The organism is Bdellovibrio sp. HCB117 (genome assembly GCF_047305915.1).
Taxonomy (GTDB): domain Bacteria; phylum Bdellovibrionota; class Bdellovibrionia; order Bdellovibrionales; family Bdellovibrionaceae; genus Bdellovibrio; species Bdellovibrio bacteriovorus_B.
In genome coordinates this window covers 2,786,279-2,805,670 of sequence record NZ_CP178622.1, presented here as the reverse complement: position 1 = coordinate 2,805,670, position 19,392 = coordinate 2,786,279, and the positions used below count along the sequence as shown (strand labels likewise).

Here is a 19,392-nt window from a genome sequence, read left to right as displayed (position 1 = left end):
GATTGAGGCCGATACCGCATGATGCTCTACTTTTCTGAAAAAAGGAGCACCCTATGCGAAATATTTTAAGTATTTTTATTTTATCTTTTCTGTTGGTTCCGTGGGCTCAAGCCTTGGTTCCCACAGATCATACCATCGTTTTAGTTCACGGAGCTTTTGCTGATGCCACAGCCTCGTGGAGTCGTGTCACCACCATGCTGCAAGAGCGGGGATTTAAAGTCGTTGCCGTTCAAAATCCGTTAACGTCGTTTGCTGATGACGTCGCTGCGACGGAGCGAGCTTTAGCAAATGTGAAAGGACCCGTGGTTCTAGTAGGGCATTCCTGGGGAGGATTCGTCATCACACAAGCAGGCAGTAAGCCGAATGTTCATGCTCTAGTATATGTAGCGGCGTTTGCTCCTTCCGAAGGGCAGTCTGTTCTAGATTTGACGAAGGACTATCCAGCATCTCCCGGTTTTGGCCAGCTGGTGATTGATTCTTTTGGCTTTAGAACTTTGACAGAGATGGGGATGAAAAAATATTTCGCTCAAGATCTTCCACGCAAAACAACCTCCCTGATGTTTGCAACACAGATTCCCACGGCGGCGACTTCATTTGCGGAGAAAGCGACCATCGCCTCTTGGAAAGCTAAACCCTCTTGGTACGTGGTCGCTGAAACGGACCATATGATTCAGCCAGCTCTTCAAAAAGCCATGGCCTCCAAAATCGGAGCAACAATGACGGCTTATCCAGGAAGCCACGTCATTATGCAATCTCAACCTCTTCGTGTCGTGAACGCCATTTTGGCCGCTGCGGGAGTAGAAAAGTAATTCGCGGGTGATGAGCTCCTCCCTGCGGTAACCCAAGGAGGAGTCTCGATTGCAATTATTTACGAAAGAGTTTCAGCGACTGCTCAGAAATATACTTAAAGAGCCCTTTTTGAAAGGGCTCTCAATTACCACCGCTGGTACAAAGAAATAATTTTGCTGATATCGTAGAAATAAACTTTATCATCTTTCAAGCCAGCCGAGATCAGTGTTGATCCATCCGGTGAAACCTCCAGTGCCGTTGGCTGGGCGCCTCCGACTAAAGTGAAAACGATCTTTCCGTTGCGGGTGTCGACGATATCAATTTTTCCTTTAATTCGCGGATCGACCTTGTCGTCATCTTTATAACTCGTAGTTCGCGATGAAACAAAAAGGTAACGATTTTCCAAAGGATCTAAAACGATGGTGTTGGGGTGCGCGAGATCCCATTTTTTACCGGGGAAGTTAGGATGATCTAACGGGTAATCTTCAAGTATCAAAATTTTTTTAAGTCCTTTCGGAGTATTAAAGGGAACAAAAAGTCTGTTCCATACACTTGATGGCAATACGGGAGTCATCGACGTGGCGGCGACTTTTGCGATTTCCTCCATCAGCTTTTCCATATCAATCCGCGAAACGGCGTTGCCGCGCATATGACTGAAGTAAGCCAGGCGTCCATTCTTAGTAACAACTACATGACGTAAATTAAGTGGTCGGCCCGCAGTGGAATCTTCAATCGGAGAAATTTCCGCGATCTGCTGATGGTTCAAAGCATCGACGATGATAAGACTGCCGGTTTCGGTGGCGAGAATTAATGCGTATTTTCCGTTAGGCGTAAAAGAAATTCCGCGGGGAGCGATCAGATATTTTTTAATCGATGGATTTGTAAAACGTGTCTGCAAACGGATTTTTTTCACAAGGTGACGGCTGCCATCCAAATTGCCATCATCTTTAAGATTCGTGACATCAATCACACTGATGTCATCAGAAAAATAATTGGCCACGTATAGGATTTGTTCCGAAGGTCTTTCGGCGACGATGGGACGTGAGGCAATGATCTTAGAACCTTCACCTTTCGTCGGAATGTACTTCACGATGTTTTGAGTTTCCGTATTCACGACACTCAAAAGCCCTCCGTTTTTAAAGACCTCCGCTGTTTTTCCTCCCTCCGCGCGAGAAATAAAAGCAAACTTCCCATCTATGGAAATATCCACTTCGGTATTCGCAAAAATGCCGTCCGTAGGTCCCGCAGGTGTCACCAATGTTTTAACCAAGGTTTGCTTTTTCAAATCGAAAACGGACGCCGTGGGCATGCGTTTGTTTTTCGCGGGATCTATTTTTCCACACATTTCCGCGACGTAGAGGAAGTCTCCGGTTTTATCGGCCTTCATTCCTTTGGGCATGCAGCCTGTGTCCGCCTTCTTAATTAGAAAGTCTTTCGAAAAATAGGCCGACAGATCGCTGGGCCCCGCATAAGCGCCGAAGCTCGTGACCATCATCGCAAGAAAAGGGACCAATGCTTTCATAGGGATCTCCTTGTTTGCTGAAAGCCTAGCAAATTAGGAGTTTTTCAAAAGTGGGGTCGGAGGATTACAAAGGTCACTTAGAAGTTTTAAAACGACCGCGCAAACAAGAAGATCCTTTGCAAAACTAGGAAAAGGTTGTTTGGCCTGCGTATTTTTCAAGCATTTCCCGGTTCTTCGATTGAAAAAAGGAAAAGGTTTAAATATGAATGCGGCTCAGAGGAGGTATGGCTGCGACGCGCAAACAGACTGAAAGTCGATCAATGCGGTTTAGGAAAACGCTTTTCAAAACGACCGCGATCCTTTAATGACGAAGGCTCAGCTCCATCGAAATTCTTTATCGAAACTTAAAATTCCTTTATATTTCAATAAACTAACGCAATGCAATGTGTGATCATGTGAAGGATTGATCTTCGCTTTAATGTCTCCGTCAAAAACAGAACTCGTGGGGTAAGGTCCTTACTTTATCGGGACCGCACGGCTCCCAAAAAAATCATCAAATTTTAGGTTTCTAAGTCCCTCGAAGAGTCTCTTCTGAACCAGGCGGAAAGTATTATAATCACTTGATTTCCTTAAAACTTCAGGTAGGTTGAGATGCTTATCTAAAGATTTAATGTGGGCCTTGGATAATTCCCCCCGAAGCGAATGTCCGATTTTCTACTCCGGCCCTGCCGGAGTGCAAACAGATCAGGAGAGTAAATTGGAAAGAACTCCAGTTACAGCTTCTAACATCCGAGTTAGAAAGTCTTTTGCAAAAAACAAGCAGGTCATTGATATCCCAAATCTGATTGAATTGCAGAAATCTTCTTACGAAGCTTTCATTCAAAAAGATATGGATCCAGATCGCCGTGGCGATGCGGGTCTCAATGGCGTTTTCAAATCTGTATTCCCAATTACAGATTTCAACAACACAGCAAGCCTTGAGTTTGTATCATACACTCTAGAGCCAGCTAAGTACGACGTGGACGAGTGCCGTCAGCGTGGTATGACTTTCGCTGCTCCAATCAAGGTGACTCTTCGTTTGATCGTTTTCGACGTTGACGAAGAAACTGAAGCACGCAGCATCCGCGACGTGAAAGAACAAGAAGTTTACTTGGGCGAAATCCCATTGATGACTGCAAACGGTTCTTTCATCATCAACGGTACTGAGCGCGTTGTTGTTTCTCAGTTGCATCGTTCTCCGGGCGTATTCTTCGACCACGATGGTGGTAAGAACAATGCTTCTGGTAAATTGATTTACTCTGCACGTGTGATTCCTTACCGTGGTTCTTGGTTGGATGCTGAATTCGATCAAAAAGATCTTATCCACGTACGTATCGACCGTCGTCGTAAATTCCCTGTGACAATTCTTTTGAAGGCTCTTGGTTACAACACTGAGCAACTTCTTGAGTACTTCTACGACCTAGACGAAGTTTACGTAAAATCTGGAAAGCTTTATCGTAAACTTGATATCGAGCGTATGTCAGGCCAAAGAGCATTGACAGACGTTATCGATCCAAAATCAGGTGAGGCGCTTGTTAAAGCAGGTCGTCGTATCACTCGTGCGATCGTTAAGAAAATCAAAGATCTTAACATCACTGAGCTTGAAGTTCAGCCTGAAGACCTTGACGGAAAAGTATTGGCGAAACCACTTATTGACGAGTCAACAGGTGAGATCATCGCTGATGCCAATGCAGAATTGAACTCTGCGATCATCAAGCGTTCTATCGAGTCTGGAATTGATCGTTTCTTCATGATCTTCTTCGACGGTTTGACTGTAGGTCCTTACCTTCGCAACACGTTGCTAGTTGATAAAGTTTCTAACAAAGATGAATCTTTGGTTGAGATCTACAAACGTCTTCGTCCTGGTGAGCCTCCAACTTTGGAAGCCGCTACGACATTCTTCGGTCGTTTGTTCTTCGATCCAGAGACTTATGATCTTTCTGAAGTTGGTCGTATTAAGATCAACCACAGATTCGGCATCTCTATGGACGAGTGCCCACCTTCACACAGAACACTGACTCATAAAGATATCTTGAGCACTATCAAAACTCTGATCGACCTTAAAAACGGTCGCGGTGTTATCGACGATATCGATCACTTGGGTAACCGTCGTGTTCGTTCTGTAGGTGAGTTGCTTGAGAACCAATACCGTATCGGTCTAGTTCGTATGGAGCGCGCGATCCGTGAACGTATGTCTCTTCAAGATGTTGAGACAATGATGCCTCACGATCTAGTGAACGCGAAGCCAGTGAACGCGGTTGTTAAAGAATTCTTCGGTTCTTCTCAATTGTCTCAGTTCATGGACCAAACAAATCCATTGTCAGAGATCACTCACAAACGTCGTTTGTCAGCTCTCGGCCCTGGTGGTTTGACTCGTGACCGTGCCGGTTTCGAAGTACGTGACGTACATCCTACGCACTACGGTCGTATCTGCCCGATCGAGACTCCAGAGGGTCCAAACATCGGTTTGATCGCGTCTTTGGCGACTTATGCTCGTATCAACAACTACGGTTTCATCGAGACTCCGTACCGTAAGGTTGAGCAAGGTTCTATTTCTAAAGACATCAACTACTTGTCAGCTTTGGAAGAAGCAGGTCACTACATTGCTCCTGCGGCTCGTGATGAAGCTGGTAATAAAGCTATCCAAACTGCGACGACGATCACTCGTCGTGACGGTGAGTACGAAATCGTTGATAAAGACAAAGTTGCTTTGATGGACGTTTCTCCATCTCAACTAGTATCTATCGCGGCTTCTTTGATCCCATTCCTTGAGCATGACGACGCCAACCGTGCGTTGATGGGATCGAACATGCAACGTCAAGCGGTTCCATTGTTGCGTTCTCGCGCACCACTTGTTGGTACAGGCGTAGAGCGTTTGGTAGCTCGTGACTCTGGTACATCTGTTGTTGCTCAAAACGACGGTATCGTTGAAGAAGTCGATGCATCTCGTATCGTAGTTCGCCGTTTTGCAAAAGGTGGTGAGTTGGGTGCGAACGTAGACATCTACAACCTGACTAAGTACCAACGTACGAACCAAAATACATGCTTTAACCAAAAACCAATCGTAACTGTAGGTGACAAGGTTTCTAAAGGCGACATCATCGCTGACGGTCCTTCTACAGAACTTGGTGAATTGGCTCTTGGACAAAACATCCTAGTAGCGTTCACTCCTTGGCAAGGTTACAACTTCGAAGACTCCATCCTTATTTCTGAGCGTTTGTTGAAAGACGACGTTTACACTTCCATCCACATCGAAGAATTCGAGTGTGTGGCTCGTGATACAAAACTTGGTAAGGAAGAGATCACTCGCGATATCGCTAACGTCGGTGAAGAGGCTCTTAAAGACCTTGATAGCTCTGGTATCATCCGCATCGGTGCGGAAGTTCGTCCAGGCTTCATCCTCGTTGGTAAAGTAACTCCAAAAGGTGAAACTCAACTTTCTCCTGAAGAAAAGCTTTTGAGAGCGATCTTCGGTGAAAAAGCGGGTGACGTTCGTGATACATCACTTCGTGCGCCATCAGGCGTTTACGGTACAGTGATCGACGCTCAAGTTTACTCTCGTGAAGGCGCAGACCGCGATGAGCGTTTGTCGTCAATCATCGAAGAGAAAAAACGCAAACTTGAGAAGGACTTGGCTGTAGAGCAAAACGTTATCAAAAATAACGCGATCTCTAAACTTCGTGACATCCTTGTTGGTAAAACAACAACGGGCGTTCTATTGAACGAAGATGGAAGCCAAAAGCTTCTTAATAAAGGTCAAATCATCACGGAAGCGGACCTAGAGACAGTTCCATTTGAATTGTTGAACTATATCCCTCTTGAACAAGATCTTGAGTTCCAAGTGAACAAGATCATCGACAATGCTCGTAACCAACTTGACGCTGTTAAATTGGTCTTCAACGAGAAAATTGATCGTCTACGCAAAGGTGACGAATTGCCTCCTGGCGTAATCAAGATGGTTAAAGTTTACGTTGCTATTAAACGTAAAATGCAAGTCGGTGACAAATTCGCCGGCCGCCACGGAAATAAGGGTGTCGTCTCTAAAGTATTGCCTGCGGAAGACATGCCATACCTAGCTGACGGTACACCTGTTGACATGGTTCTAAACCCACTGGGCGTTCCTTCTCGTATGAACATCGGTCAGATCCTTGAGGTTCACTTGGGTTGGGCTGCGCACAACTTGGGTAAACAATTAGGTGCCCACCTTGAAAAGTGGAACGCTGAAAATGCCCGTAAAGACATGAAAGACATCTTCAGTGATAGCGACATCTCTGCAAAACTTGATAAAGCAGATGATGGCTCATTGAAGTCTATGGTCACTCGCATGAAGAACGGTATCCACGTGGGTACGCCAGTCTTCGACGGTGCTCGTGAATCTGACGTAAAAGGCTTGCTAGAAAAAGCGCAAGTTCCAACATCTGGTAAATCGATCCTCTTTGACGGTCGTACAGGTGAGCCGTTCACGAACCCAGTTACTGTGGGTATCATGTACATGTTGAAACTTCACCATCTCGTGGAAGAGAAGATCCACGCTCGTTCTATCGGACCTTACTCTCTTGTTTCGCAACAACCTCTGGGTGGTAAAGCTCAGTTCGGTGGTCAGCGTCTAGGGGAGATGGAAGTTTGGGCGATCGAGGCTTACGGTGCCGCTTACTCACTACAAGAATTCTTAACTGTTAAGTCTGACGACGTGGCAGGTAGAACTCGTATGTACGAAAGCATCGTGAAAGGTGAAAACATCCTTGAACCAGGTCTTCCTGAATCGTTCAACGTTCTAGTGAAAGAGCTTCAGTCTCTTGCATTGAATGTTGAGTTGATGGAGTCCGACATCCTTAGCGACTCAGACGATGAGTTGACTGATGACGTTATCGAGGGTGAAGAGGCAATTGTTCCGGCTCCAACTGAGCCAGAGCAACACTAATTAATATTTTAACAACAGGGGTGTTCTTTGAGAGACTTGTTGAATTTTTTCGATAAACCAAAAGATCCACTTTCGTTTGACGCCGTACGAGTATCGTTGGCGTCACCGGAAATGATTCGTGATTGGTCATTTGGTGAAGTTAAGAAGCCTGAAACTATCAACTATCGTACATTCAAACCAGAGCGTGACGGTTTGTTCTGTGCGAAAATCTTCGGTCCTATCAAGGATTACGAGTGCTTGTGCGGTAAGTATAAACGTATGAAGTACCGTGGCGTCGTCTGTGAAAAGTGCGGCGTTGAAGTAACACAAACTAAAGTTCGTCGTGAGCGTTTAGGTCACATTGAACTAGCAACTCCAGTGGCACACATCTGGTTCTTGCGTTCATTGCCTTCTCGTATCGGTAACCTTTTGAATCTTTCTTTGAAAGACGTTGAAAAGGTTCTTTACTGTGAAGCTCACGTGGTTATCGATCCAATGGAAACTACATTGGAAGAAGGTCAGATTTTGACTGAAGAAGCTTACCAAGCGGCTCTTAATGAGTTCGGTCCAAGCTTCAAAGCAGGCATGGGCGGTGAAGCTGTTCGTGAATTGCTACGCAAAATCGATCCTGAATACTTGTCTCGTAAACTTCGTATGGAAGTGAAAGACACGAAATCAGAAGCGCAAATCAAAAAATTGACGAAACGTCTACGCGTTGTTGAAGCTTTCAAAGGCTCTATCAACAAGCCAGAGTGGATGATGTTGGAAGCACTTCCTGTTCTTCCTCCTGATCTTCGTCCGTTGGTACCACTTGATGGTGGTCGTTTCGCGACTTCAGATCTTAATGATCTTTACCGTCGTGTTATCAACCGTAACAACCGTTTGAAACGTCTTCAGGAGCTAAACGCTCCAGACATCATCATCCGCAACGAAAAACGTATGTTGCAAGAAGCGGTTGATGCGTTGTTGGATAACGGCCGTCGCGGTAAGACTTTCACTGGTCCTAACAAACGTCCTCTTCGCTCTCTTTCTGATATGTTGAAAGGTAAGCAAGGTCGTTTCCGTCAAAACCTTTTGGGTAAACGTGTCGACTACTCGGGTCGTTCCGTTATCGTTGTAGGCCCAACTTTGAAACTTCACCAATGTGGTCTTCCTAAGAAGATGGCTTTGGAGCTTTTCAAACCGTTTGTTTACAACAAACTTGAAGAAAAAGGTTTGGCGACAACTATTAAGCAAGCAAAACGCCTTGTAGACCAAGAAACTGTAGAAGTTTGGGATATTTTGGCTGACGTGGTTAAAGAACATCCAGTTCTTCTTAACCGTGCGCCAACTCTTCACAGACTTGGTATCCAAGCTTTCGAACCAGTACTTCACGAAGGTAAAGCAATCCAATTGCATCCTCTAGTGTGTACGGCGTTCAATGCCGACTTCGACGGTGACCAAATGGCGGTTCACGTTCCACTTTCTGTGGAATCTCAAGTTGAAGCTCGCGTATTGATGATGTCTACGAACAACATCCTTTCTCCGGCATCTGGTAAGCCAATCATCAACCCTTCACAAGATATCGTGTTGGGCTTGTACTGGTTGACTCGTATTCGTCCTGGAGCAAAAGGAACTGGCAAGATTTTCGCCAGCGTTCAAGAGGCTCTTTACGCTTACGAAACAGGACTTGTTGACTTGCAAGCGGCTTGTAAAGTTCGTTTGAACGGTAAAGTTCAAGAGACTTCAGTAGGTCGTTCTATCTTGTCTGACATCGTACCAAAAGAAGTTCCGTTCAACGAAGTGAACGTAACAATGAATAAGAAACAAATCGCTGCTTTGATCGATAAGACATTCCGTCTTGCTGGTGCAAAAGCGACTTGTATCTTGGCTGATAAAATCATGGAACTTGGTTTCAAATATTCTACAGCAGCGGGTATGTCGATCGGTATCGACGACATGGTTATCCCTGCAGCAAAAGCAACTTTGATTGCTGATGCAGAGAAACAAGTAACAGAGATTCAGCAGCAGTACGACGAAGGTTTGATCACAGATGGTGAGCGCTACAATAAAGTGGTGGATATCTGGGCTCAAACTGGTGATAAGATCGCTAAAGAAGGTATGAACGCGATTGAAAAACAAACTTTTCATGTTGATGGTAAAGAAATCGTAGGACCTTCATTCAACCCGATCTACATCATGGCTGACTCCGGAGCCCGTGGTTCCGCAGCTCAGATCCGTCAGTTGGGTGGTATGCGTGGTTTGATGGCGAAACCTTCTGGGGAGATCATCGAAACTCCGATCACTGCGAACTTCCGTGAAGGTTTGACAGTTATCCAGTACTTCATTTCTACGCACGGTGCGCGTAAAGGTTTGGCCGATACTGCATTGAAAACAGCGAACTCTGGTTACTTGACTCGTCGTTTGGTTGACGTGGCTCAAGACGTTGTTGTGTCTGAAGTGGACTGCGGTACGACAGATGGTTTGGAAATCACTCCGGTTTACGAAGCTGGTGAGATCATCCAAAATATCGGCGATCGCATCTTGGGTAGAACAACTCTTAAAGACGTTGTTGATCCAATGACAAACACTGTGATCTTGAAAGCCGGACACGAAATCACTGAGTCTGATGTTAAGCGCGTAGAAGAGCTTGGTATCGACAAAGTTGAAATCCGCTCTGCTCTAGTCTGTGAATCTACTCGTGGCGTGTGCGTGAAATGTTACGGCCGTGACTTGTCTCGCGGTAACACTGTGAACCTTGGTGAAACAGTGGGTATCATTGCAGCACAATCAATCGGTGAGCCAGGTACTCAGTTGACGATGAGAACGTTCCACTTAGGTGGTGCGGCTTCTCGTGCGGTTGAGCAATCTGTTCATACAACTCGCCATGACGGTGTTATTAAATTTGAAAACGTTCACGCAGTAACAAACCGTAACGGTAAGTTGACTGTGATGAATCGTAACGGTTCTGCCCTTGTGATCGACGAAACAGGTCGTGAACGTGAAAACTTCAAACTTGTTTACGGTGCGGTACTTAACTTCAAAGAAGGCGACAAAGTGACTAAAGGTCAAACTGTTGCTGAGTGGGATCCATATTCGAATCCGATCATCGCGGAAGTTTCTGCGAAGATCCAATACCACGACATTGAAGAAGGTTCGACAATGCAGGAACAAGTCGATGCGGTAACTGGTTTCGCGACCAAAGTTATCACAGAGTCGAAGTCTTCTGACATTAAGCCGACTGTATTCCTAGTTGATGGCAATGGTAAGACATTGAATCTTCCTGGCCGTGACATCCCTGCGAGATACTTGATCCCAGTGGGTGCGCAACTTCTGGCTTCTGACCAGCAGGAAGTTCATGCCGGTGACGTTATCGCGAAGATGCATCGTGAGACTTCGAAAACGAAGGATATCACGGGTGGTCTACCGCGCGTTGCTGAATTGTTTGAAGCTCGTAAACCGAAAGAAGCAGCTATCATCTCTGAGATCGATGGTTATGTGACATTCGGTAAAGACGTTAAAGGTAAACAACGTGTGATCGTAACTCCTGAAGTGGGTGAGCAAAAAGAATACCTCATCCCTAAAGGTAAGCACGTTGCTGTAAGAGAAGGTGAGTACGTAAGAGCCGGTGAGGCGTTGATGGATGGTCCAACAAATCCTCATGACATTCTGGCGGTTCTAGGTGCGAAAGCTCTATCAGCATACCTTGTGAATGAAATCCAAGAAGTTTACAGACTTCAAGGGGTTGGTATCAACGATAAGCACATCGAAGTGATCGTTCGCCAAATGCTACGTAAAGTAGAAATCAGAGACGCTGGTGACAGCCGTTTCTTGGCGGGTGAACAAGTTGAAAGATATGCTTTCGACGAAGAAAACAGTCGTATCAACCGTGAGGGCGGACAACCTGCTACTAGCAGCCCGCTTCTTCTAGGTATCACGAAAGTTTCTTTGAGCACTGACAGCTGGATTTCAGCGGCGTCCTTCCAAGAGACGACTAAAGTTCTTACGGAAGCAGCGATCAATTCTCGCACAGACCATTTGCGTGGCCTGAAAGAGAACATCATTATGGGTCGCTTGATCCCAGCGGGAACAGGTTTGACTTCATACAAACGTTGGAAAGTGTCTGTAGCCGAAGACGACGATACTTCATTTGTGGCGTTGCCAGGAATGACGGCGTCAGCTCAGCCTCACCAAGGGTAGTAACTAAAGAAACCTGGGCGCCGATTTAGGTCGGCTCCTGGGGCAAAGTGTAAAAAGATCAAAAAGCGGAGCTCACACCACTTTTTGGGCTATAAAAATAACAACAAAGTCTTGACCAGGGCGCTTTTGGCAATGTAAGTTCCAGCGTCTTGGATTAGATCTGCACTCCGACTCGTCGGAGTATTGAAAAATCGTTTAAGGGGTTTTAAAGTGCCTACTATTAACCAGCTCATCAAAAGTGAGCGTAAAGTTCAAAAGAACCAAACAAAGTCACCTGCGTTGGTTTCATGTCCTCAACGTCGTGGCGTTTGTACGCGTGTTTATACTACGACTCCAAAGAAGCCGAACTCTGCTCTTCGTAAAGTAGCAAAAGTCCGTCTTTCTAATGGTTTCGAAGTTATCTCTTACATCCCAGGTATCGGTCACAACCTTCAAGAGCATAGCGTTGTCTTGATCCGTGGTGGTCGTGTGAAGGACTTGCCGGGCGTTCGTTACCATATCGTACGCGGTGTATTGGATCTTCAAGGTGTGAACGGTCGTCTGCGTTCTCGCTCTAAATACGGTACTAAGAGACCTAAGAAATAAGGATTGAGAAATGTCACGTCGTAAAAAGACCTTTAAAAGAGAAGTTATTCCAGATCCAGTTTTCAAGGATCTAGTAATTGCTAAATTCGTTAATAAAATGATGATCCAAGGTAAAAAAGCTACTGCACAGAAGCTTTTCTACGGAGCATTGAAAGAACTTGAAGGTAAAATTCAAGGCGAAGAGCCAATGAACATCTTCAAGAAAGCTCTTGAAAACGTAAAGCCTTCTATCGAAGTTCGTTCTCGCCGTGTTGGTGGAGCGACTTACCAAGTTCCTGTAGACGTACGTCCTTCTCGTCGTTTGGCACTAGCAATGAGATGGTTAGTTGAGTACTCTCGCGAGCGCGGTGAAAAAGATATGGCTAAGCGCTTGGCTGGCGAATTCGTTGATGCTTACAACAATAGAGGTAACTCTATTAAGAAGAAAGACGATGTTCACCGTATGGCTGAAGCAAATAAGGCTTTCTCTCACTACAATTGGTAATCTGTTTACATGTCAGCTAAAGATCCTAAAGTTGTAGCTGATCTCAAGTATACTCGTAATATCGGCATCATGGCTCACATCGATGCCGGTAAAACGACCACTACCGAACGCATTCTTTACTACACTGGTAAAAGTCATAAAATCGGCGAAGTTCATGATGGCGATGCTACCATGGACTGGATGGTTCAAGAGCAAGAACGTGGTATCACAATCACTTCTGCTGCGACCATGGCGTTCTGGAAAGATCACAGAATCAACATCATCGATACTCCCGGACACGTGGATTTCACTATCGAAGTGGAGCGTTCTTTGCGCGTCCTTGATGGTGCTATTGCGGTATTCGACGGTGTGAACGGTGTTGAGCCTCAGTCTGAAACCGTTTGGAAACAAGCTGACAAATATAAAGTTCCAAGAATCTGTTTCGTTAATAAAATGGATCGCGTGGGTGCTGACTTTGTGATGTCTTACGGGACAATCAAAGACAAGCTCAATGCGAATCCAATTCCTGTTCAAGTTCCTATCGGCATGGAAGACACCTTCCGCGGTGTTGTCGATTTATTAGAAAATCGCGCTTACATGTGGGACCAAGCAGGAATGGGTGACCATTTCGAAGTTACCGATGTTCCCAATGACATGAAGGAAGAAGTCACTCGCTTCCGTACAGAAGTCATTGAAAAGATCGTTGAGTTTGAAGACGAACTTTTAGAGAAGTATCTGAATGGCGAAGAAGTGACTGTTGCTGAATTGAAGCGCGCTCTTCGTAAAGGAACTCTCGAACTTAAAGCTTTCCCAGTATTCTGTGGGGCGGCTTTCAAAAACAAAGGTGTACAACCTTTGCTCGACGGCGTGATCGACTATTTGCCTTCTCCTATTGAAGTGCCAGATATCGTGGGTCATGATCCGCAAAAACCAGAAAAAGAAATTGTATGTAAGACAGACTTCGAAGCGAATGTCGCAGCCTTGGCTTTCAAAATTGCCAATGATCCATTTGCTGGAACTTTGACTTACATCCGCGTGTACTCTGGCGAAGTGAAAGTGGGCGACCAACTTTTCAATCCGCGCACAGAGAAAAAAGAACGCATCCAAAAATTAGTTAAGATGCACGCGAACTCTCGTGAAGAGATCACAAGCTTGAAAGCCGGCGATATCGGCGCAGTTGTGGGTCTTAAATTCACGGCGACAGGAGACACTCTTTGTGAAACGTCTCACGCTGTTGTTCTTGAATCGATCACTTTCCCTGAACCTGTTATTTCTGTGGCGATTGAAGCGAAGTCTTCAGCTGACCAGGAAAAAATGCTTCAGGGCTTGGAAAAATTGGGTAAAGAAGATCCTTCCTGCCGTCTAAGAAATGACCCGGAAACAGGTCAAATTCTTTTGTCGGGCATGGGAGAGCTTCATTTAGAGATCCTTGTTGACCGTCTTTTGCGCGAGCATAAAGTTCAGGCCAACGTCGGTAACCCTCAGGTGTCTTATCGCGAAGGCATCTCATCTTCAGCTACAGTTGAACACGTTTACGAACGTGAAGTGGCGGGTGAGCAGCAGTACGCGAAAGTCTCTTTGACGATTGAGCCGATTTCTCAACATGACGGCATTCAGTTCGTATCCAAAGTTTCCGTGTCTAAAGAATTTACAGCTCCCTTCTTAAAAGCGGTCGAGAACGGCTTTAAAGAGGCTGCCGAAGTAGGCCCTCTGGCGAGTTACTCTATGATCGGTATTAAGGGGACTTTAAATTCCGTAGAAGTGCGTCCCGAGGCTTCCAGTGAAATGGCCTTTAAAGCGGCTACTTCCCTGGCTTTCCGTGATGCTGTGAAAAGTGCGACTGTTGAACTTCTAGAGCCCATCTTTAAGTTAGAAGTCACTTGTCCCGATGAATTCGTCGGCAATGTGGTGGGGGATTTAAATTCCCGCCGTGGAAAAATTCTCACGATGAACGCCAAAGTCGGTGGCGGTCAGGTGATTTCTGCGGAAGCCCCATTAGCGAACCTATTCGGTTATGCGACCAATGTGCGCAGTCTGAGTCAGGGAAGAGCAAGTTTCAGTATGGAATTTTTGGAATATGCCGTGGTTCCGGCCAAGGCAAAAACCGAAATTCTCCACAAAATGGGAAGATATTAAAAAATTAATAATTTCCCTTTGACAAAGGGTTTTACAGTGCGCATACTCGCGCACTCATAGCGTCTACAACTTACAAAAAACCTCCCGCGTGAGTGAAATCGCAGGCCGCAAGGGCTAATTCGGGACAAGTTTTCGATGGGGTTAAAGCGCATTTTAGTAAATTTGCTAGTAATTACGATACTTTAAAAAGAAGAAGAGTGTCCATATGCAAAGTCAGAAGATTAGAATCAGATTGAAGGCATTCGATCATAAATTGCTTGATCAATCGACGAAAGAAATCGTCGAAACAGCACGTCGTACTGGTGCGAAGGTTGCGGGTCCAATCCCTCTTCCAACTCGTATCAACCGCTACACAGTGTTGCGTTCTCCTCACGTAGATAAAAAATCTCGTGAGCAATTCGAAGTGAGAACACACAAGCGTATGCTCGATATTTTAGAACCCACTCAGCAGACTGTCGATCAGCTCATGAAACTCGACCTCTCAGCTGGCGTTGATGTTGAAATCAAACTTTCAGCAATCTAGGAGTAAACAGTGAGCGAAACTACACAAACTACAAATTCAAACGAGCAAGGCCTGAAGCTGAACGGCCTGTTCGCATTCAAAGAAGGTATGGCTACCATTTACAATGAAAATGGTGAGGCAGTTCCTGTAACAGTTCTTCGTTATGAGCCTTGGTTTGTTTCTCAAATCAAAACTAACGAAGCTGATGGCTACGAAGCTATTCAAGTAGCTTGCCATCCTAAAAAAGCTAAAAACTCAAACAAAGCAGAAAAAGGTCACTTGGCTAAATCTGGTTTTGAAAATGGCGCGCAATTCGTAAAAGAAATCCGCCAATCAATCCCTGAAGGCGTGACTGTTGGTGCGCAAATCTCTATCGATTCATTGGTTAAAGGTGATTTCGTAAAAATCACTTCTAAATCTAAAGGTAAAGGTTTCGCTGGTGTTATGAAGCGTTGGAACTTCGCCGGTGGTCCTGGTGCCCACGGTTCTAAATTCCACCGTCGTCCGGGTTCTTCTGGTAACAGAACATGGCCGGGTCGTGTAATGCCTGGTAAAAAATTCCCTGGTCATTTGGGTAACGAAACAGTGACTGTAAAAAATGTTGAGATCGTTCAAGTTCTAGCGGACGAAAACGTTCTTATGGTTAAGGGTCCTGTTCCTGGTGCCAGAAACACTTTAGTTAAGTTGGTGAGAGAATAGTATGGCAACAGTAAACGTATTAAACTGGAAAAAAGAAAAAGTTGGATCAGTTGAATTGGCTGCTGACGTGTTCGAAGCTCCTGTTAAAAAGGAAGTTCTTCACACTGTAGTTCAATGGCAATTGGCGGCTCGTCGTCAAGGTACACACATGACTAAAACAAAAGGTCTTGTGTCTGGCGGTGGTAAAAAGCCATTCAAACAAAAAGGTACTGGTGGAGCTCGTCAAGGTTCTTCACGTTCTCCTTTGATGCCTGGTGGTGGTACTATGTTCGGTCCACAACCTCGTAGCTACGCTTTCGTTCTACCTAAAAAAGTTCGTCGTTTAGGTTTGAGCATGGCACTTTCTCATCTTCAAAAAGAAGGTAAGTTGTTCATCGTGGACAGCATGCAATCTGAAGGTAAAACTGCTGAGCTTAACAAACGTTTGAAAGCTTTCGGTCTAACAAAAGCTGTTTTGGTTGACGCTGCTGTGAACGAAAAGTTCGGTCGCGCTTCTAAAAACTTACAATCTTTCAAATACTTCCCAGTTGAAGGTTTGAACGTATTCGATCTATTGAAATACGATGCAGCAGTGATCACAAAAGACTCTGTAGCAAAAATCGTAGATCGTTGCTCATTGGAGAAAGCGTAATGAAACAAGTAATTAAAGCTCCTCTTATCACAGAGAAAAATACATATCACAACGCTGCTGGCGTGTATGTGTTCGAAGTAGATCTTAAGTCTACTAAGACTGATATCAAAGCTGCGGTAGAAAAGAACTTCAAAGTGAAAGTAGACAGCGTTAGAACTAGCGTTTGCCGCGGTCACTCGAAGTACACTAAATTCGGATTAACAAAGGTCCCTTACTGGAAAAAAGCTTACGTTAAGCTTGTTGAAGGTGAGAAGATCGCTCTTTTTGAGGGAGTATAAAGATGGGTATTAAAACATTTGCCCCACGCTCTCATGGTCGCAGAGGAATGACTGGTTTCGATTTCAAAGAAATCACGAAAACAACTCCAGAGAAATCTCTAGTTGAACCTCTACATAATAAAGCTGCTCGTAACAACCACGGTCAAATCACTATCCGTCACCAAGGTGGCGGTCATAAAAGAAAATACCGTTTGGTTGATTTCAAAAGAACTAAAGTAGACGTTCCAGCAAAAGTTGTTGCGATCGAGTACGATCCAAACAGAACTTGCCGTATCGCTCTTATCTCTTACGTAGATGGCGCTAAGGCGTACATCATCGCTCCAGTTGGATTGAACGTAGGCGATACAGTTCTTTCTTCTGATAAAGCCGACATCAAACCAGGTAACTGCCTTTCTTTGGCTGCGATCCCAGTTGGTACTGTGATCCACAACATCGAAATGCGTCCGGGTAAAGGTGGTCAAGTTTGCCGTGGTGCAGGTGCTACTGCAACTTTGGCTGGTAAAGGTGAACAATACTGCCAAGTACGTATGCCGTCTGGCGAATTGAAGCAAATCTTGTCTGTGTGCAAAGCTTCAATCGGTCAAGTTGGTAACACTGACAACGAAAACATCAATCTTGGTAAAGCAGGTCGCTCTCGTTGGAGAGGTATCCGTCCTTCAGTTCGTGGTATGCACATGAACCCTGTCGACCATCCATTGGGTGGTGGTGAGGGTGTTGGTAAAGGGCATCACCCAGTAACTCCTTGGGGTCAACCTTGTAAGGGTTACAAAACTAGAAATAACAAGAGAACCAACTCTTCAATTATCAAGAGACGTAAGTAGGAGTAAAAGGTGGCACGCTCGATTAAAAAAGGTCCATTCGTCGATTTGCATCTTCAAAAGAAGATCGACACTGCGATCGAAAAAAATGATAAAAAAGTTATTAAAACTTGGTCTCGCCGCTCAACAATTCTTCCAGAGACAATTGGACTGACTTTTGCGGTTCATAACGGAAGAAAGTTCGTTCCAGTTTACATCACTGAGAACATGATTGGTCACAAACTCGGTGAGTTTGCTCCAACAAGAACTTTCCAAGGTCACGCCGAGAAGAAAGCAGCTGCTCCTGCTGCTGCGAAGAAGTAATAGAGGTTGATTATGGAAGTTAAAGCAAGCTTGAAATATGCAAGAGTAGGCGCTCAGAAAGCAAGATTGGTTGTTGACCTAGTTCGCGGTAAAGACGTGAACGAAGCAGTAAAAACTCTCACTTTCTTGAATAAGAAAACTGCTGGTATGGTAAAAAAGCTAATCGAATCTGCGGTTGCTAACGCAGAATACAAAAAGGTTATGGATGTTGATAATCTTTATGTTAAAGCTATCTGGGTTGATCAAGGCCCTGTTCTTAAAAGATTCCGTCCTCGCGCTCAAGGGCGTGCTTTCGGAGTTCGCAAGAAGACCAGCCACATTAACGTAGTACTCGAGGAGAAATAGTCGTGGGACAAAAGGTTAATCCAATTGGTCTAAGAGTTGGTGTTATCAGAACGTGGGACTCTCGCTGGTATGCGAAGGGTAACCAATATTTTGAAAATCTCCACGAAGACATCCGCTTAAGAAAGTATTTGAAAAATAAGCTTAAGCACGCGGGTGTGGCGAAAATTGAAATGGAACGTGCAGCAAAGAAGATTAAAATCATCATCTCTACTGCTCGTCCAGGTGTTGTAATTGGTAAAAAAGGTACTGGTATTGATTCACTTAAAGCGGAAGTTCAAAAACTTACACCCAACGAAGTTTTCTTGAGCATCCAAGAAGTGCGCAAGCCAGACCTCGATGCTCAGCTCGTCGCTGAGAGTATTGCTCAACAACTTGAGAAACGTATCTCTTGGAGAAGAGCACTTAAAAAAGCTATTGCAGCTGCTATCAAAGGCGGCGTGAGAGGTATCAAGATCCGTGTTTCAGGACGTCTTGATGGAGCCGAAATTGCTCGTTCAGAGTGGTACAATGAGAAGAGTGTTCCTCTTCATACATTGCGTGCAGATATCGACTACGGTACTGCTGAAGCTTTGACTGCATACGGAATCATCGGCATGAAAGTATGGATCTATAAAGGCGATATCTTATCTGCTCGCGAAGTTGAGGAGGCAGGTCGTGTTAAGTCCTAAAAGAGTAAAATGGCGTAAACAATTTGTAGGCCGCGCAACTGGTTTTGCTTACAGAGGTTCTAACCTTGATTTCGGAGACTACGGTCTTCAAGCTATCGAGGAAGGCCGTCTGACAGCTCGTCAGTTGGAAGCTGGTCGTATTGCTATCTCACGTTCAGTAAAACGTGGTGGTAAAATCTGGTGCCGTGTGTTCCCGAACATCCCAGTAACTAAGAAACCTGCTGAAACTCGTATGGGTAGCGGTAAAGGTAATCCGGAGTTGTGGGTAGCACGCGTTCTTCCTGGAAAAGTTCTTTTCGAAATGAACGGTGTGACTCGTGAACAAGCTAAAGAAGCTTTCGAACGCGCAGCTCACAAACTTCCTTTCAAAACTCGTTTCTTGGTGAGGGAGTAGTTTTATGAAGTTCGTTGAGATTCAAGATCTTTCTGTAACTGAATTGAAGAAGAAAAGAGCAGCTCTTTCTGAAGAGTTGTTCCAAGCACGTATCAAGAATTCAATTGGTCAACTTTCAAACCCAATTGAAATTCGTAATCTTCGCCGCAACATCGCTAAAATCAATACAGCGATTGTTAAAAAAGTGGCGAGATAGAGGTA

General features: G+C 44.9%; 17 protein-coding genes. 16 read left to right on the top strand and 1 reads right to left on the bottom strand.

Annotated elements, in window-relative coordinates; translation table 11 throughout:
* The first annotated feature begins 53 nt into the window (after positions 1-53).
* On the top strand, positions 54-809 hold the full coding sequence (locus tag ACLWBD_RS13320; RefSeq protein WP_413568507.1) for an alpha/beta hydrolase: 756 nt from the start codon (positions 54-56) through the stop codon (positions 807-809).
* Between the two features lie 125 nt (positions 810-934).
* On the opposite strand, the gene ACLWBD_RS13315 is transcribed toward ACLWBD_RS13320, so the two are convergent.
* Complete coding sequence (locus tag ACLWBD_RS13315; RefSeq protein ID WP_413568505.1) at positions 935-2,311, bottom strand: YncE family protein; 1,377 nt, start codon at positions 2,309-2,311, stop codon at positions 935-937.
* Positions 2,312-3,008: 697 nt separating this feature from the next.
* On the opposite strand from ACLWBD_RS13315, the gene rpoB reads away from it, so the two are divergent.
* From rpoB to rpmC, 15 genes are all read left to right on the top strand, one after another.
* Entirely contained in the window at positions 3,009-7,211 is a 4,203-nt protein-coding gene (gene rpoB, locus ACLWBD_RS13310) for a DNA-directed RNA polymerase subunit beta (protein ID WP_063206538.1), read from the top strand.
* 27 nt (positions 7,212-7,238) lie between these two features.
* On the top strand, positions 7,239-11,369 hold the full coding sequence (gene rpoC / locus ACLWBD_RS13305) for a DNA-directed RNA polymerase subunit beta' (RefSeq protein ID WP_413568504.1): 4,131 nt from the start codon (positions 7,239-7,241) through the stop codon (positions 11,367-11,369).
* Between the two features lie 210 nt (positions 11,370-11,579).
* Positions 11,580-11,954, top strand: a complete 375-nt coding sequence (rpsL, locus tag ACLWBD_RS13300) for a 30S ribosomal protein S12 (RefSeq protein WP_041876514.1) — start codon at positions 11,580-11,582, stop codon at positions 11,952-11,954.
* Positions 11,955-11,964: 10 nt separating this feature from the next.
* A complete protein-coding gene (rpsG, locus tag ACLWBD_RS13295; protein WP_063244101.1) occupies positions 11,965-12,438 on the top strand; it encodes a 30S ribosomal protein S7 in 474 nt (157 codons plus the stop codon).
* Positions 12,439-12,447: 9 nt separating this feature from the next.
* A complete protein-coding gene (gene fusA / locus ACLWBD_RS13290) occupies positions 12,448-14,553 on the top strand; it encodes an elongation factor G (protein ID WP_063204863.1) in 2,106 nt (701 codons plus the stop codon).
* A 205-nt stretch (positions 14,554-14,758) separates the two neighbouring features.
* Positions 14,759-15,076, top strand: a complete 318-nt coding sequence (rpsJ, locus tag ACLWBD_RS13285; protein WP_025308875.1) for a 30S ribosomal protein S10 — start codon at positions 14,759-14,761, stop codon at positions 15,074-15,076.
* 9 nt (positions 15,077-15,085) lie between these two features.
* Positions 15,086-15,754, top strand: coding sequence for a 50S ribosomal protein L3 (rplC, locus tag ACLWBD_RS13280; RefSeq protein WP_063204862.1), 669 nt, complete (start codon positions 15,086-15,088; stop codon positions 15,752-15,754).
* Position 15,755: 1 nt separating this feature from the next.
* The gene (gene rplD / locus ACLWBD_RS13275; protein WP_063204861.1) at positions 15,756-16,385 is read left to right on the top strand and encodes a 50S ribosomal protein L4; all 630 of its coding nucleotides are present in this window, start codon (positions 15,756-15,758) and stop codon (positions 16,383-16,385) included.
* Positions 16,385-16,663, top strand: coding sequence for a 50S ribosomal protein L23 (gene rplW / locus ACLWBD_RS13270; RefSeq protein WP_063204860.1), 279 nt, complete (start codon positions 16,385-16,387; stop codon positions 16,661-16,663). Before rplD ends, rplW begins: the two co-directional genes overlap by 1 nt.
* A 2-nt stretch (positions 16,664-16,665) precedes the next feature.
* A complete protein-coding gene (rplB, locus tag ACLWBD_RS13265; RefSeq protein ID WP_063204859.1) occupies positions 16,666-17,484 on the top strand; it encodes a 50S ribosomal protein L2 in 819 nt (272 codons plus the stop codon).
* A gap of 9 nt (positions 17,485-17,493) precedes the next feature.
* Positions 17,494-17,784, top strand: coding sequence for a 30S ribosomal protein S19 (gene rpsS / locus ACLWBD_RS13260; RefSeq protein ID WP_063204858.1), 291 nt, complete (start codon positions 17,494-17,496; stop codon positions 17,782-17,784).
* 12 nt (positions 17,785-17,796) lie between these two features.
* A complete protein-coding gene (gene rplV, locus ACLWBD_RS13255; RefSeq protein WP_063204857.1) occupies positions 17,797-18,129 on the top strand; it encodes a 50S ribosomal protein L22 in 333 nt (110 codons plus the stop codon).
* A 2-nt stretch (positions 18,130-18,131) separates the two neighbouring features.
* Positions 18,132-18,797 carry a 30S ribosomal protein S3 gene (gene rpsC / locus ACLWBD_RS13250; protein WP_063204856.1) on the top strand — a complete coding sequence of 222 codons (666 nt, stop codon included), beginning with the start codon at positions 18,132-18,134 and terminating at the stop codon, positions 18,795-18,797.
* A complete protein-coding gene (gene rplP / locus ACLWBD_RS13245) occupies positions 18,784-19,191 on the top strand; it encodes a 50S ribosomal protein L16 (RefSeq protein ID WP_063204855.1) in 408 nt (135 codons plus the stop codon). The genes rpsC and rplP overlap by 14 nt, the downstream gene beginning before the upstream one ends.
* Before the next feature lie 4 nt (positions 19,192-19,195).
* Positions 19,196-19,387 carry a 50S ribosomal protein L29 gene (gene rpmC, locus ACLWBD_RS13240; protein WP_063204854.1) on the top strand — a complete coding sequence of 64 codons (192 nt, stop codon included), beginning with the start codon at positions 19,196-19,198 and terminating at the stop codon, positions 19,385-19,387.
* Positions 19,388-19,392 lie beyond the last annotated feature (5 nt).

Coding starts and splice junctions, on each gene's coding strand:
- rpsG (WP_063244101.1), top strand. CDS start 11,965: ATGTCACGTCGTAAAAAGACCTTTAAAAGAGAAGTTATTCCAGATCCA.
- rplW (WP_063204860.1), top strand. CDS start 16,385: ATGAAACAAGTAATTAAAGCTCCTCTTATCACAGAGAAAAATACATAT.
- rpmC (WP_063204854.1), top strand. CDS start 19,196: ATGAAGTTCGTTGAGATTCAAGATCTTTCTGTAACTGAATTGAAGAAG.
- rplD (WP_063204861.1), top strand. CDS start 15,756: ATGGCAACAGTAAACGTATTAAACTGGAAAAAAGAAAAAGTTGGATCA.
- ACLWBD_RS13315 (WP_413568505.1), bottom strand. CDS start 2,311: ATGAAAGCATTGGTCCCTTTTCTTGCGATGATGGTCACGAGCTTCGGC.
- rplV (WP_063204857.1), top strand. CDS start 17,797: ATGGAAGTTAAAGCAAGCTTGAAATATGCAAGAGTAGGCGCTCAGAAA.
- rpsJ (WP_025308875.1), top strand. CDS start 14,759: ATGCAAAGTCAGAAGATTAGAATCAGATTGAAGGCATTCGATCATAAA.
- rplB (WP_063204859.1), top strand. CDS start 16,666: ATGGGTATTAAAACATTTGCCCCACGCTCTCATGGTCGCAGAGGAATG.
- fusA (WP_063204863.1), top strand. CDS start 12,448: ATGTCAGCTAAAGATCCTAAAGTTGTAGCTGATCTCAAGTATACTCGT.
- ACLWBD_RS13320 (WP_413568507.1), top strand. CDS start 54: ATGCGAAATATTTTAAGTATTTTTATTTTATCTTTTCTGTTGGTTCCG.